At 35.1% G+C, this 16,284-nt stretch carries 14 protein-coding genes; all 14 read left to right on the top strand.

The window, feature by feature from the left end; all coding sequences use genetic code 11:
* Positions 1-6: 6 nt before the first annotated feature.
* The 14 genes from DWW68_RS08920 to DWW68_RS08855 all read left to right on the top strand — a co-directional run bounded on the left by DWW68_RS08920 (position 7) and on the right by DWW68_RS08855 (position 16,281).
* Entirely contained in the window at positions 7-1,095 is a 1,089-nt protein-coding gene (locus DWW68_RS08920; RefSeq protein WP_021952292.1) for a helix-turn-helix domain-containing protein, read from the top strand.
* A gap of 145 nt (positions 1,096-1,240) precedes the next feature.
* The gene (gene ftsE / locus DWW68_RS08915) at positions 1,241-1,912 is read left to right on the top strand and encodes a cell division ATP-binding protein FtsE (RefSeq protein ID WP_021952293.1); all 672 of its coding nucleotides are present in this window, start codon (positions 1,241-1,243) and stop codon (positions 1,910-1,912) included.
* The gene (gene ftsX / locus DWW68_RS08910; RefSeq protein ID WP_021952294.1) at positions 1,913-2,821 is read left to right on the top strand and encodes a permease-like cell division protein FtsX; all 909 of its coding nucleotides are present in this window, start codon (positions 1,913-1,915) and stop codon (positions 2,819-2,821) included.
* A gap of 11 nt (positions 2,822-2,832) precedes the next feature.
* Positions 2,833-4,068, top strand: a complete 1,236-nt coding sequence (locus DWW68_RS08905; protein WP_021952295.1) for a M23 family metallopeptidase — start codon at positions 2,833-2,835, stop codon at positions 4,066-4,068.
* Positions 4,069-4,097: 29 nt separating this feature from the next.
* On the top strand, positions 4,098-5,279 hold the full coding sequence (locus DWW68_RS08900) for a S41 family peptidase (protein WP_118589447.1): 1,182 nt from the start codon (positions 4,098-4,100) through the stop codon (positions 5,277-5,279).
* Positions 5,280-5,295: 16 nt separating this feature from the next.
* Positions 5,296-5,889: a YesL family protein gene (locus DWW68_RS08895; RefSeq protein WP_021952297.1), complete on the top strand. Its 594-nt coding sequence runs from the start codon at positions 5,296-5,298 to the stop codon at positions 5,887-5,889.
* 312 nt (positions 5,890-6,201) lie between these two features.
* Entirely contained in the window at positions 6,202-7,533 is a 1,332-nt protein-coding gene (locus DWW68_RS08890) for a Tad domain-containing protein (protein ID WP_021952298.1), read from the top strand.
* A 40-nt stretch (positions 7,534-7,573) separates the two neighbouring features.
* The gene (locus DWW68_RS08885) at positions 7,574-12,229 is read left to right on the top strand and encodes a leucine-rich repeat domain-containing protein (RefSeq protein WP_118589445.1); all 4,656 of its coding nucleotides are present in this window, start codon (positions 7,574-7,576) and stop codon (positions 12,227-12,229) included.
* 372 nt (positions 12,230-12,601) lie between these two features.
* Positions 12,602-12,757, top strand: coding sequence for a Flp family type IVb pilin (locus tag DWW68_RS08880; RefSeq protein ID WP_021952300.1), 156 nt, complete (start codon positions 12,602-12,604; stop codon positions 12,755-12,757).
* Between the two features lie 221 nt (positions 12,758-12,978).
* Positions 12,979-13,662, top strand: a complete 684-nt coding sequence (locus DWW68_RS08875) for an A24 family peptidase (RefSeq protein WP_118589444.1) — start codon at positions 12,979-12,981, stop codon at positions 13,660-13,662.
* Between the two features lie 11 nt (positions 13,663-13,673).
* Entirely contained in the window at positions 13,674-13,832 is a 159-nt protein-coding gene (locus DWW68_RS08870; protein ID WP_118589443.1) for a Flp family type IVb pilin, read from the top strand.
* Positions 13,833-13,914: 82 nt separating this feature from the next.
* On the top strand, positions 13,915-14,316 hold the full coding sequence (locus tag DWW68_RS08865) for a TadE family protein (protein ID WP_158576857.1): 402 nt from the start codon (positions 13,915-13,917) through the stop codon (positions 14,314-14,316).
* Between the two features lie 60 nt (positions 14,317-14,376).
* Complete coding sequence (gene cpaB / locus DWW68_RS08860; protein WP_021952304.1) at positions 14,377-15,117, top strand: Flp pilus assembly protein CpaB; 741 nt, start codon at positions 14,377-14,379, stop codon at positions 15,115-15,117.
* Positions 15,118-15,141: 24 nt separating this feature from the next.
* Positions 15,142-16,281: an AAA family ATPase gene (locus DWW68_RS08855; protein WP_118589441.1), complete on the top strand. Its 1,140-nt coding sequence runs from the start codon at positions 15,142-15,144 to the stop codon at positions 16,279-16,281.
* Positions 16,282-16,284: the final 3 nt, after the last annotated feature.

Here is a 16,284-nt window from a genome sequence, read left to right as displayed (position 1 = left end):
ATATATATGATTTCAAATCAGATTTTACAAAATACAATTGAGGGAATAAAAAGCATATCAAGGGTTGATTTGTATGTGGCAGATACAGACGGAAAGATAGTTGCCAGTACTTCCCAGGTAGGAGAACAGTTTGGACATGCTATAATGTCATTTGTAGCATCTCCGGCAGACAGCCAGTCAGTTCAGGAATATCAGTTCTTTAAGGTTTATGACGAAAACCAGTTAGAACTTATTCTTATAGCTCAGGGAACCAGCGATGATGTATTTATGGTTGGAAAGATGGCAGCATTTCAGATTCAGAATCTGTTAGTAGCATACAAAGAAAGATTTGACAAAGACAACTTTGTTAAGAATCTTCTTTTAGATAATCTTCTCCTTGTTGACATTTATAATAGAGCAAAGAAATTACACATTGATGTGGATGCACGTAGATGTGTATGCATTATTGAAACTAAGAATGAAAAGGACAGCGTGGCATTAGAGACAGTGAGAACTTTGTTCTCCGGTCAGAAGAAGGATTTTATTACAGCTGTTGATGAAAAGAGCATTATTCTTGTTAAACATTTAGATGACAAGCAGGGATATGAGGAAGTAGAACGTATAGCTAACACTATTGTAGATATGCTTAATACGGAAGCTATGGTAAAGGCGAATGTGGCATATGGAACCATTGTAAAAGAAATTAAAGAGGTTTCCCGTTCATATAAGGAAGCAAGAATGGCGTTGGATGTAGGAAAAATATTCTTTAGTACAAAGAGTGTTGTTGCTTACAACAACTTAGGAATAGGAAGACTTATATACCAGTTACCGATTCCGTTGTGCAAAATGTTTATTAAAGAAATCTTTGAGGGTAAATCACCGGATGAGTTTGATGAGGAAACACTTTCTACCATTAATAAGTTCTTTGAAAACAGCTTGAATGTTTCTGAAACATCAAGACAGCTTTATATACACAGAAATACATTGGTATACAGACTTGATAAACTACAAAAGAGCACGGGATTAGACCTCCGTGTATTTGAGGATGCAATAACCTTTAAGATTGCATTAATGGTAGTTAAGTATATGAAGTATATGGGTAACACAGATTTTTAAATAAGTGGTATGGATGAACACCGGTGTTGGTGGGACAACTACTTAGAGGATGCTTAAAAGTGAAAAGCAGAGTATATTGCTTTTCACTTTTAATACGTTATGAACATATTTACGTGATTAATGAGATTAAATAAGGAGAAAGTAAATGATTAAAATTGAAGGTGTAAGTAAGACTTATGGAAACGGGGCACCGGCACTGAATAATTTGAATCTTGATATAGATGATGGAGAGTTTGTATTTGTTGTGGGAGCCAGTGGCTCAGGAAAATCAACATTTATAAAATTATTGCTTAAGGAGTTAAATCCTACAGAAGGAACCATAACAGTTGACGATGTTAAATTATCAAAGCTTCGCTCAAGAAGCGTTGCAAAATACAGAAGAAAAATAGGTGTAGTATTTCAGGATTTCAGATTATTGCAGGATAGAGATGTATATTCAAACATTGCCTTTGCACAGCGTGTAATAGGCGTGGCACCTAGGGAAATCAAGAAAAATGTATCCAAGGTTCTTGCTTTGGTAGGATTGTCGGAAAAGTATCGTTCAAATCCTAACGAGTTATCAGGTGGAGAACAGCAGAGAGTTGCTCTTGCCAGAGCTATTGTAAATAAGCCGCAGATTCTTTTGGCAGATGAACCTACAGGAAATCTTGACCCGGAGAATTCATGGGAAATCATGAAATTATTAGATAAAGTAAACAGACAGGGAACCACCGTTATTGTAGTTACCCACAATATGGAGATTGTGGAGAAAATGAATAAACGTGTAATTACAATGAAAAAAGGTGTCAAAGTAAGCGACAGCAAGGTGGTGGAATAAATGAATGCAAGAACAGCCGGATATTGTGTAAACCAGGGATTGGTTAACATAAAAAGAAACAAATTATTTTCTTTAGCGTCAATAGGAACTATTGCAGCGTGTATTTTCCTTATAGGTGTTATTTTTACTATTATTATTAATGTAAACTTTATGGAAAAGCAGGTTGAGCAAAATCTTGGAGTAACAGTTTTCTTTGATAAGGGAATTAAACAGGAACAGATTGATGCTATAGGTAATGAAATTAAAAATGACAGCCGTGTAGACAAGTATGAATACACATCTGCTGACGAAGCATGGGAAGGATTTAAGAAAAGTTATTTTGAAGATGACCCGGATTTAGCTTCAGGATTTGACAAGGACAATCCTTTAGCTAACTCAGCGTCATATACAGTCTTCTTAAAGGACATTAATCAGCAGGATTCTTTCGTTAAGAAAATGGAAGGTCTTGATGGAGTAAGAAAGGTTAAACATTCGGAACAGGCGAAAGAAACACTTTCTACCGTAGGAAAGGTTTTAGGATATATTTCGGTGGCACTGATTATTATTCTGTTAGGTGTTGGTATATTTTTAATAAGCAATACGGTTATGATTGGAATTTCCGTAAGACAGCACGAAATAAAAATAATGAAACTTATTGGTTCAACCAACGCTTTTGTAAGAGCGCCATTTATAATAGAAGGAATGATTATCGGATTAGTTGGTTCAGCTATACCGCTTGTCCTGATAAGAGTTATATATAACAGATTGGTAGCTTTGGTAATGTCAAAGTTTGGCGTTATGGCAAGTTCAATCTCTTTTGCATCAGTACATGAGATTTTTTCGGTATTGGTGCCAATGGGATTAGGAATAGGAGCAGGTATCGGACTTATTGGTTCGGTGTTATCACTTAGAAAACATTTGAAAGTATAAGAGGAAGCACAATGAGAAAATTATCAAAAGTATTAGGAGCCGGATTGGCAATAGTGTTAAGCATAAGCATGGCTGCACCATCATTTGCCGACGTAAACAATGAAAAAGATAAACTGTCAGACTTAAATGCCCAGAAAAATAAAGCTGCTCGGCAGAAAAATGAGCTTGAAGCATCAAAGTCTGATGCAGAGGCGTATATTAGTCAGGTGGACAAGCAGCTGACTAAACTTGCCACAGATATTTACGAGACAAATCAGAAATTAGACAAAACTAAGGACAAGATTGACAAAACTAATAAAAAATTAAAAAGTGCTCAGGAAAGCATTACGGTTCAGTATAGCGATATGAAGCTTAGAATTCAGTATATGTATGAAAATGGCGACACGCAAATGCTTGATTTGATTTTAAATTCAGAAAGTATAACTGAGTTTTTAAATAAGGCAGAGTACATTACTGAGTTGTCACAGTATGACCGAAAGATGCTTCATAAGTTAAAGGAAACAAAGCAGGCTATTGCTGATGCTAAGGAAACATTAGTTACAGAAAAAGAAAATCTTGTAACTATGCAGAAGAAGCAGAAAAACGACAAGGCACAGTTAGAGCAGTTATCGGATTCAAAGAAGAAGGAATTGTCTACATATGTTGCCCTGTTAGAGGATAATGAGGCAAACTCAGCTGCGTTAGACGCGGAAATCAGTGCTCAGGAGCAGAAGGTGGCAGCAGCTGAACAGCAAAGCATTGATGCTGCAAAACAGGAAGCAGCAAGAAAGGCTGCTCAGGAAGCACAAAATGCAGCTAATAATAACAATAACAACAATAATAATAATCAGAATAATGGTGGTTCCCATTCAGGAAACGGCAGTTTTGGATGGCCTTGCCCGGGATATACCAGTGTGTCATCAGGATATGGTTACAGAAGTGATCCTTTCTCAGGTTCAAGTTCATTCCACAACGGAATTGATATACCGGCACCGGCAGGAACGCCTGTTGTAGCTGCATCATCAGGAACTGTTGAGTGGGCAAATTTAAACCCGACAGCAGGAAACTGGATTGGAATTAATCACGGAAATGGTGTATATACTATATACATGCATATGTCAGCGTTGCTTGTAAGTCCGGGAACACAGGTAAGTGCAGGTCAGACTATAGGGCTTGTAGGAACTACAGGTTCGTCTACAGGTAACCATTTGCATTTTACAGTAAGAGTGAACGGAGCTTATCAAAATCCATATGACTATTTGAATTAAAATATTACAGAAAGTGACGACACAGAGATATGAAGAAAAATAAGACAAAATTTTTACCCGGTTTTTTAACGGGAGCCTTTGTAATGCTTATAGTGGCAATATGCGTTGGTTTTGGAATAAACGCAGTAAAAACAGAAACAGGAAGCAAGACAACCATAAGCAGTGAAGTCTCCGGAAAACTGGATTTTCTGAAAGATGTAATAGATTTAAAGTATCTTGAAAAAACAGATGAAAAGACTCTTGAAGAGAATATATATAAAGGATTACTTCAGGGATTAAATGATCCGTATTCAGTTTATTATACAAAGGATGAATATGATGCATTAAAGGAAGAAACTTCAGGAAGTTATTGCGGAATTGGCGCATTAGTTTCGCAAAATGCGGACACAGGTGTAATTACTGCCATTAATGTTTTTAAAGGTTCACCTGCAGAAAAAGCAGGAATGAAAAATGGAGATATTATATTTAAGGTAGAAGATAAGGAAGTAACCGGGGAAGATTTAAACAATGTTGTGGCAAAAATGAAGGGAGAAAAAGACACGAAAGTTAAAATTAACGTGTACAGAACCTCTGAAAAAGAATACATTGATTTAGAAGTAACCAGAGACAAGGTTGATGTTCCGACAGTAGAACACAAGATGCTTGATAAGTCAAAGGGCATAGGATACATTCAAATTACCCAGTTTGAGGAAGTGACGTATGACCAGTTTAAGGAAGCATTAGATGATTTGAAGAAGCGGGGAATGAAATCAGTTATATTTGACTTAAGAAACAATCCCGGTGGACTTTATGACACGGTATGTGAAATGTTAGATGATTTGTTGCCGGAAGGAACATTGGTTTATACCAAGGATAAGGATGGAAACAAGCAGGAAAAGAAATCAGATGCTAATTTCTTAGATATGCCTATGGTAGTTTTACAGAATGAGAACAGTGCCAGTGCTTCAGAAATTTTTTCAGGAGCCATTCAGGATTTTGGAGCAGGAAAGATAGTGGGAACCCAGTCCTTTGGAAAAGGAATTGTACAAAGTATTATTCCTTTAAGTGACGGTTCTGCAGTTAAACTTACTGTAGAAAAATACTATACACCTAAGGGCGTTAACATTCATGGCAAGGGTATTACTCCTGATGTTAAGGTGGAGATATCTAAAGATGGTAAAAAGGATAATCAATTGCAAAAAGCAATAGAGGTTATTGAAAAAGAAAAGTAATAAAGGAAAAAATACTATGCCAAAGATTAACAGTGATAGTTTTATATTCAGAATAGGCAATAAAGTGTTTGATGTGATTGCGGTAAGCCTTTTGTGGTTTGTGTGTTGTATTCCGGTAATAACAGCAGGGGCATCAACTACTGCACTATATGATACGGTGTTTAGGAATATACGGCAAAACCGTGGATACTGCTATAAGGGATTTTTAAAATGCTTTAAGGATAATTTCAAAAACACGGTGCAGGCATCAATAATATTTGCCATACTTACAGTGGTTAGTATGTGGGATATATCCTTAGCACTTGGTGGTGGCTCCGTAATTTCCGGATATCAGATTACATTTTTTATACTTTGGATTCTTGCCATGACATGGGCAATATGGACATTTGCGTTAACGGCAAGATTTGAAAATAATTGGAAAAATACACTAAAAAACGGACTTTTAATGTTTTTTGCACATCTTCCGGTAACACTGGGTATGGCTGTAATATTTGCTTTATCGGCAATGCTTGTTTGGGACATACCTGTACTTATTGTAGTTTTGCCGGTGGGAGGAATGCTGTTAGACAGCTTTATGCTGGAAAAGGTGTTTAAGAGATATATTAAGTAGAAAATATTTGTCTGTAAGGTAATGAAACAGATTATTTGATAAAAAAATGATGAGAAAAAGGACGCAGAGCGAAAAGTCGGATGACAAAGCTCTGTGTTTTTTTATTACATAAAAATAGTTTAATCAGTTCGTTCAAAAATCAATGATTTCAAAAACGTTTTTCTTGTTAAAAGTGCCGAAAATTCACCAGAAGGCTATCTGCACTAGTGCAAAATAGTTGACAACCATAAAATAAAATATGATAATTAAGGAACATGCGTGGTGCGGAACCATAATATTAACGTAAAATATAGAGAAAAATTGGAGGGCTATATGGTGAAAATTTTAGAGAAAATTAGGAAATTTAGTAAGGAAGAAAGCGGTGCTTCCATGGTTATGGTAGTGTTGAGTCTTGTGGTGATTTTCGGATTTACGGCATTTGCAGTGGATTTTGGAAATGCTTACACAACCAAGGTAAGTATGCAGGATGCCTGCGATTTATCAGCACTGGCAGCGGCAGATTCATTGCCTGAAAGGGCAAAAACGGAAAGCGTTGCAAAGGAGTACGCAGAGCTTAACGGTTATGATGCAAAAAATGTAACAGTAAACATACTGGATAATGGTGAAAAAGTTGAGGTTAAAATCAAGAAAGATGTAAAAACCTATTTTGCCGGTGTAGTTGGATATAGCGAATTGCCTGTTGCATGTAAGGCAGTTGCAGCAGCAGGCGAAAAAGGAGCCAAGGATTATGCTATTTTCTCAGGAACCAAGGCATATTTTGGATTGCATGGAAGTGTTAATATTCCTGATGGTGATATTCATGCCAATGGTGCAGCTGACATATCAGGTACCCTTAATATTGACAATGGAGTTATAGAGGTGCCGAAGTTTAATAACAAGGGTTCATCAGGTAATTATGAAACATATGAAGATGAGGACAACTATATAGAAATGCCTAACTATGAAGACATTATAAATGAAAGAATTCCTTATGTAGAAGATTCGGAATATCAGGTTATTGATGGAAATTTCCCGGATACTCAGTTCGCAAAAAGTCATACACATGATGGGGTTCTTACAATTGAAAGTGGAGAAAAAATATATGCAAACAGCCATTTGAATATTGGTGAATACAATGGAATTAAAAAGTTAGTTATAAAAGGAATTTTAAAAGTAAATGGAATGGAGATAAGTTCCGAGTTGGTGGTTGAAGGAAGTCTGTTTTCGGAAGGATATTTAGGAATACAGGGCAAAGCTGATATTAGTGGTGTTATGATGTGTAAGGCAGATATTGTATTTGCCAATGATGTTGTGCTTAGTGGAGCAACAATTGTTGCTGACGGTCAGGAAATCAACTTTGCTAATGGCAAGCAGGTACTTGATAATTCAGTAGATGGAAAATATTCAGCTGTTTGGGGAAGAGGAAACACTCATATTAACCTGAACAGTGACAAAATGGATGTTAAGGCATTATTTTATTCACCTAATGGTGAGTGTATTATGAGTGGAAAAGAAGTAACTGTAAAGGGTTCAATAACAGCTAATCAGGTTGGTACAAACAATGGAACGTTAACTGTAGAACTTCCAAAAAATGATCCAAATTGGCCTTTTGGAGGAAGAACACAGTCCGGTAAAGCAAAGAAAAGTGCAAAGTTAGTTGAGTAATAGAGTATTTACGGATACGAGGGTAGGAGAAGTATTAATTATGAGAAAATTTTCAAAGAAGTTTTTTAGCATTACACTGGCTGTGGCTATGACGTTTTCAATTATTCCCGGAACAGATTTTTCAGGGCTTATAAAAAACGTAAGTGCAGCGGAATCAATGGTTGATGATAATATACAGATTACAACCAATATAATACCTGATGTGCAATTGTGTTATGCAGTTAGGTATATAATTGGTGGAGATAAGTACGCAAATATTACAGTAAAGGATTTAAGGACATATACAGGTAAAATCGATTTGTCAACATACCCGGATTATGACAAAATAGAAAGCTTGGAAGGCTTGGGATATGCAAGAAAGGCTTCGGCGATTGATGCTTCAAGACTGTCAAAAGTTAAAAGGATTGAGGCAAATGAGTTTCAAAATTGTGGATTTAAGCAGTTTGGAATGCCATCAAATATTGTGGAAATAGGCAAAGAAGCATTTTTTAACTGTGCCAATTTGGAAACTGTTGATTTACCACAGACACTGGTTACAATTCAAAGTGAGGCATTTAGAAATTGTAAGGCTTTAGATGGGATAGTGCTTCCGGAAAAAATAGCTAAAATTGGAAATAATGCATTTGCTATATGTGAGAATTTAAAGTCTATAGTTATACCTGATGGTATAAATGCAGCCATAGAAAATGCCGGAGATGATTCGGTTGTAGGAATTGGTGGTGGCGTTTTTGATGGATGTATAAGATTAGATTCGGTTAAATTAGGTGCAGGAATGACAGCAATTCCGGCAGGATTTTTATCCAACACTACTAGCCTTAAGAGTATAGAAATACCGGAGAAAATTGTAAAAATCATGGATAGTGCATTCTCCGGAAGCGGACTTTTGAAAATAGATTTGTCTGCAAATACCGGAATTACAGCTATTGAAACCTCGGTATTTGAAATGTGTGAAGAATTATATAGTGTAAAGCTTCCTGACAGTATAGAAAGAATAGAGGAAGGGGCATTTAATAGTTGTAGCTCTTTGTATGATTTTTCTTTTGTAACAAAACTTACAAAACTTAAGACAATAGGAAGAAGTGCATTTTCTCATTGTGGTTTTGGGTCTGTGGAAATACCAGGAACCGTAGAATCCATTGGTACATATGCATTTTCTGGAAATGGTTCAATGGAAGAACTGGTTGTTGACGATTTCCCGGAGGTAAAGGGAGATGTTGTAAAGAAGATAGGACATTATGCATTTTCAGATTCAATACATCTTAAAACAATAAAATTACCTACGGATAACGAATACAACCAGAGGGTAACATTGGAAATCGGTGATTATGCTTTTAGCGGTTGTAGTCGTATGGAAAGTATTAATTTTCCGGCAAATCTCACAAAAATAGGAGACTATGCCTTTAATGAGTGCGGATATAGTGTAACTGACTGGGCTAAAGATAATGATGAGTTTATAGGAATAAACAAGGCAGTAAGATATTATATCATGCCTGATGATATACATACTTCTAAAGAAGATGGAGACAACAAGGTTATATTATTTTCAAATGAAAATGCAAATTATTATCAGCCTAAGGAAGCATATGTTAATCCGGACAAATTAAAAAAATCTGCTAAAGAGGTAGGAGAAGGTTCCATTGTAGTATATATTCAAATATCTCGGAGTGATCCGAGTTATGCTTTTGCGAGTGAACTCCATTATCAATATGTGGTAGGGTTACCTAACGCTGACTTATCTAAATGTTCAAAATTAACATTAGGAAAATATGCGTTTTATAGGTGTTTGAATTTAAAAAAGGTATCATTACCTAAAGAATTAAAGGTTATTCCGGAGTATGCTTTTGCAGAATGCTCAACAAATATTTTAATGGGAAATGGCTTAGCTGTTTCAAGTTTAGGCGTAAAAGCCATAGATGATGAGTGGTATACAGGACTTGAAACTGTTGAGATGGGTGACAATATCGAAAAAATTGGACGATTTGCATTTTATAACGATTTCAATCTTGTTATAGATGATGAGTTGCCGCAGGCTTTAAAGGTAATAGAGAATGGTGCATATCAGGGATGCGAGTCTCTAAAGAGTGTTGTGTTACCTAGGAATCTGGAAACAATAGGCGATAATGCATTTGCAGATTCTTCAAGGATTGCGGAAAAATATATGACAGACAAAAAGGAATTGAATTTGGATGCATCATATGCAGGAAAATTACAATATATTGGATTAGGAGCATTTAGTAATAGTGGATTAAGAAGCTTTGTTATGGACAAAAATGCACCGCTTACAATAATTAATAGAAGTACTTTTTATGGATGTCAGTATTTGGATACAGTGGTATTAAGTAAAGCTGTAGCATGTGTCGATAATCAGGCTCTTGGAGCATGCATAAGATTAAAATCGGTAAATGTTTATGATAAGTGCACATTTAAAACGGATTCCATAAAGGGTGGAATTGATAATGAAAAATTCCCGATAACCGAATGGTCAGGAATTGGATATTCCAGCAATGGAAAATTCTATTTAACAACATATACTTTTAACCTGGCTATTACACCATTAAATGACCAGATAACAGTCAGACTTAATGAGGAAACAATTATACCTCTTTATACTATCGCTTCGGATTCAAATGGTTATTACTCACAGGTTAAAATAGCAGATAATTCGTATTTATATGATGCAAAGATAGGCAACCTTGATGGTGAAAAAAATCCGGAAAGAACAAAGATGGTACCAACACAAAAGATAGCTGTAAACAAAGCAGATAAAAATGACTACACTGCTGCATACCAGAATTCAGCCTATGCCGTAGCACTTAAGGGATTAAGTGAAGGAGAAAAAATAGGTGTGAACATACAGGAATACCTTCAGTTGAGAACAGCGGATGGAGTTGTTTTGGTATATTCACCAACTGTAAGCTATGTGGCAGATGTAACAAGGGTGCCTTGTGTTGATATAGTAATGGATGATAAACAGTATATTAGTGTTGATGAGAAAGCCGGTGTGAAAATATCACCTAAATTTGTATCAAAAACCGGTGATCATATTACAGATACTGTTGAATGGGATGTATTAACCGGTGCGGATTATATATCAATGACGGTAGCGGATGATGGATTATCAGTTACGATATCACCTAAAGGCGGAAGCTGTGGTACTGCAAGTATCAGGGTGAAAGCCGGTCAGGTAACCAAGGTTATATATATTAATGTGGTTTCGCCTGCAAATCTTATTACAATTAGTCCTAGAGGCTCTATAGATATGATGTATGGAACTACAACTGACATTGAAGCTTCAGAAATACTTCTAGGTGATGATGAAAATGCTGAATATAGAGATACCATTAAGTTTACAAGTAGTAATGAAAAAATTGTAAAAGTTACAAAAACTACGGAGGTAGACGGAAAGTTTGTATGTACCTTACAGGCTGTTGGAGCGGGAGAAGCTACAATAAATGCGAAAGCTATGGCAGGAAGAGGTCAGGCAAGTCTAAAGGTATGCGTATCTTCAAAAAATTTGAGAATCAAATTGTATGATGGAGAAGGAAACGAGTTAAAAATAGAGAATAATGGTAAAGTTTATATCACAGATGAAATATCTTACATTTATGGATTTAATGAGGAATTATTAAGTAATGATATTATAGTTAAAAGCAGTAATGAAGATGTTGTAAAAACTAATGTAAATACTTTTGCCAATAAGATTAGTTTTAGACCACTTAAGGTTGGAAAGTCGCAAATTACCATTTATCCGGCTGTTGGTAACGAAGAAAACGGCGTAACTTTTACGATGCACGTAAATGGTAATATCACGGATATTCGCCTTTCAAGTAAAAGTATTCAGGAAGGGGCAACGGAATCAGTATTCTCTTACATGACTAATAATTTTAGAGACAGAATAACTGAAGCTACAGAGGAAAATTATAAGAAAATTACAAATAATAAAATTGAGTTTGTTTCGGGCAACCCGGATAAAGCTGTTGTGGATAATTATGGTAATGTAACAGTTAAAAAGTATTCTGAAAATGAGAGAACCGTCACCATCACATGTAATGTTTACAATGATGATGGGGAAATAATAAAATCAGAGTCAACAACTATAACTATAGAAAAACCTAAGGTAACCGGAGTTAAAATTACAGGAAATACTAATATTAAGGTGGGTCAGACTGTAAAATTGGGAATAGAAATATTGCCACATACAGGTGATTACAACGATATTATTGTTGATTTGGTTGAGGGTAACTATGTGACTGCAAAATGGGAGTTAAGTCAGGATCAGAAGACACTTTCCGTAACAGGTATAAATGCAGGTACTGTTGTATTAGAAATACGTGCTAATAAAAACAGAATTTTGCAGGCATCAAAAACAGTTAAAATAGTTGTGTCGAAGCCGTCTGTTTCAGTGAAAGCACCTGGTAAGGCAAAATGGGCAAAATGCAAAGGTGGAAAAAAGAAAATATCATTGAAGTGGAAAAAAGTCTCAGGAGCTACCGGTTATCAGATACAGATATCAAAAAAGAAAAAAGGTGGATATAAAACTGTTAAGAAGATAAACAGCGGAAAGAGTTTGGGGTGCACAATTAAAAAACTTAAGAAAAAGAAGAAATATTATTTTAGAATAAGAGCCTTTGTTAAAAAATCCGGTGTCACAAAATATGGCAAATGGAGTGGAATTAAGGCAGTCAAGACCAAATAATATACAATATAGCACCGGTTGACAGGGCTGAATTTAGTGCAATATTTATAAATTTAAAAAATTCACTAAATGAAATCGTTACAAGTGCAAAAAAGGTGTTGACAAAACAAATTGTGAACATTATACTAAAAAACATAACAAGCAGACAAAATAATGTGCAGATTTTTAAAGTTTAACGTTAAATCAAAAAAAATAAATTGTTCTATTTTGAACAAAAACTGAATATATTAAAAATATATTTGTTTAAAATGACGGTGCATAAATAAGTATAGATGCTGGTTATGAGTTGAAAATTACCGATTTAAGTAATTTTTTCAACATTGAGTTGTTGAAAGTATTATAAAAAATTATAAGTTAAGAAGGGAGAACATTATGTTAAAGAGATTTTTAAAGGATGAAAGCGGTCAGGGAATGGTAGAATATGCATTAATCATTGCATTAATCGCTGTTGCAGTTATCGGAGCTATCACAGTTTTATCTCAAGGAATTGAAGGAAAATTCGGCCAGGTTACAAACAATCTTAAATAAGAGAAAACAACCAGATGATTTGGTTATTGATAATCATGATGACCTAGGATGGGTTACATACTAAGGTTGGGTATATAGGAATTTGTATGATTGCCTATATATCATAATTGATGATAAGGCGGGTCTTATGGACTCGCCTTATTTAATATAAAATTTATACATGATGTGAATATGACGTTATCTGGTGAGCAACTAATCTGGTTTACATGAGGTGTTAAATTATGGAGATAGTGGCAATAAAAATGTTAATTGGAATGATATCCGGTATTGGATGCAGTCTTATTAGTATTTTTTTTGAAAAGGTTCTTTTAGAAAAAAGAAGCCGGGTGTTTAAAACAAGCAAAAAGGAAGAGAGCATTATCACAATATTATCAATAGTTGTAGGTTGTTTTACAGTTGTTAATGTTAATAGAATATGGGAAATTATATATATATTGTTAATGCTACTAGCGTGCATTCTTATATTTGTTACAGATTTACATCACAGAATAATACCTAATGAAATACTTTTATTGATGCTTGTGGCAAAATTAATTATAGGTATTCCGGCTTTGTTTGGTGTTACATGGGTTCCGGAGTTTAATATAATTAGTTCTTTAATCGGTTTTGTGGCAGGATTTGTAGTGTTTATGATTCCGGCGTTTATAGGAAAATCTGTTGGTGCCGGAGACATAAAACTTGCAGCTGTTATGGGATTTTGTTTAGGAATAAACGGGCTGTTATATGCGATAGTTCTCATGGGAATCGGAGTTTTAATTTATGAGTTTATTAAAGGACGAACATCATTAAAAAATGCAATGTATGAAATGATACCAATGGGACCATTTATGGCGGTAGCAATGATGGTTGTAATGCTTATAAAAGAAAGTGTAATGATTGATTTTTGGAAATTTATAATGAATTAGGAGAAAAAACAATGCTTAGAAGTTTTCTTAGAAATGAGGAAGGTCAGGGAATGGTAGAGTATGTATTGATAATAGGTCTTATTGCATTGGTAGTTGTTGCAGCACTTACAACCGTTGGCACTAAATTAGATAGCAAATATGCAGAAATCAACAAAAATGTAATAAAATAAGTGTAAAAGGTGCAGTTTAGACCTTTTAAAATATTTATACTTGCGAGATTGATTTACATATAAGATGGTGGGAGGTAATAATGTGATTAAAAAAATTCTTAAAAGCGAAAAGGGTCAGTCTATGGTGGAATTTGCACTTGTTGTACCCTTACTTTTGACCATATTGTGTGGAATAATAGATATGGGATGGGCATATTCAAATAAATATTCAATAGAGAGTGCCGCTTTTTCAGGAGTCAGATATGCTGTTATAAATGGTGCAGACATTGAAGATTCTGAAAAGAACAAATTAATTGATGATACAAAAAAAAGAGTTAGGGATAACCTTAGCAAGGGTGCAGAATCTCCTAAAATTGACGTAGACATAGATAATGAAAAGGTTACGGTCAGTGTGGAATGTAAAGTTAAAATGCTTACATTCGTAGGACAGACAGCTTTTGGCGAATATTATGAGGCTAAGTCTAAAAATGTAGGAGCAAGGTAAAAGACAATTAAAATATAAAAAGCATCGCATTGGTTATGCGGTAGAACGGAGTAAAAAATAATGAAAAAAATATACATAATAGCAGTAGTTGCAGCTTTATTAAGTTCAGTATTAATATATGGATTCTTAAGTTCCTATGACAAGAAGAACGGAGACGGCAGCGTAAATTATAAAACAGAGAAAGTTGTAGTGGCATTAACTGATATTCCGGCTAATACAACGGTTACAGACAAGATGGTAAAAGAAGTTGATATGCCTGTAGACGGTATTCATCCAAAGGCTGCAAGACAGAGAGCAGATGTAGTTGGCTCTGTTGCAAAAGACGATATTGTGGCTGATGAACAGCTTATAACATCTAAGTTTGTATCAAGTAAAAACGGCGGTGCATCTTTATCTTATCAGATTGCGGAAGGAAAAAGAGCAATGTCAGTGGAAGTTGACCATGATACAGGGGTTGCAGGTTATATAGAAGCCGGTGACTTAGTAGATGTAATAGCAGTAGTGGATGGTTCACCTGTACAGAAGGTTGGAACAGAAGACAGACAGAATATGGAAGTAAAAGGAAAGGTTACATCAGTTATAGCTGAAGCAGTAAAGGTACTTCGCGTCGGTGACGAGGGATATACAACAACACCTTTAGATGTTTATACAAGTTTGACTCTTGAACTTTCACCTAAACAGTGTGCAAAACTTGCTACTGCAAAAGAAATGGGCAAGGTATCAATCTCTCTTAGATACAAGAATAATAACCGTGTAATTCATGGTGGACCTTACTCTTCATCAGATATGATAAAAGAATAAATTTAAAGAAAGGAATATAATGTAATGGCAGGAAAGTACGAAGTATTAGGGCTTACCACTGAAAGCGGTAATGCATATTTAAAAAAGATTATAAATGGTAGTGGATTTGAATTTGCAGGATTGTTAGAACTTGAGCCTAGAAATTTAGATAAAATTACAGTCAGTGATTGTGACGCCATTATCATATATTCAGAGCAGTTTGCAGATGCAGAGAGTAATTTTGTAGAAAAAATAAATAGAACTGTAAAAGATAAGGCTTTGATTTTGATTACAGGAAACTATGATGTTAATGTATTAACTAAAGCTATGGAATGTGGAATAACAAAGGTTATTTCTAAGGACGATAATGAAGATTCCATATACAGAAGCATTGTAGGTGAAATTGAAAAGGAAAATATTGCAACAGTAGATGACAGCGAAGAATCAGAAGATGGATTTGTTGGAACTAAGAATGGAAAAACTATCTCCGTTTTTGGTACGAAAGGTGGAACGGGAAAAAGCACTGTATCAGTTAATTTAGCTACTGCATTGCAGGAAAAAGGAAAAGATGTAGTGCTTATTGATTTAGATTTACAGTTTGGTGACGTTGGAATTTTTATGAATGTACCAAGATTTGAAACCATATCAGATTTAGTAAAGGAAGGTTCTTTTAGCCGTTCATCAATTAAACGTTATCTCTATAAGCATAATACAGGGGTAAGTATTTTATGTGCACCAGCATCTCCGGAGCTTGCAGAAATAGTTAAACCTGAGCATATAAGCATGATTGCAGATGTACTAAAAAAGGAATTTGACTATATTATTTTCGATATGAGTCCTACAATTGACGAGTTTGTTTTGCATGCATTAGATATTTCAGACAGTATCTATTTTGTTACAAATCCGGAAATATCAACATTAAAGAATACAAAAGTGTGCTTGGATGTTTTGAAGACATTAGGACATTTTGATAAAGTTAAGATGGTACTGAATAAGGATGGAGAATCATACATAAAGAGAAAAGATATGGAGTCCACTTTGAATAAGGACATGGATTTAGTAATACCACGTGACTCTAAAAGTGCAATCTCGGCTATTAACAGAGGTATTCCTCTTGTAGATGTTGCACCTCGCTCTAAAGCATCAAAAGCCATATTGAATTATGTAAACAGTCAGGACATATAAGGA

The organism is Eubacterium sp. AF16-48 (assembly GCF_003479405.1).
In the GTDB taxonomy this organism is placed as follows: Bacteria; Bacillota; Clostridia; order Lachnospirales; family Lachnospiraceae; genus Eubacterium_G; species Eubacterium_G segne.
Note: the sequence above shows the minus strand (reverse complement) of the source record. Positions and strands in the feature narration are given on the sequence as shown.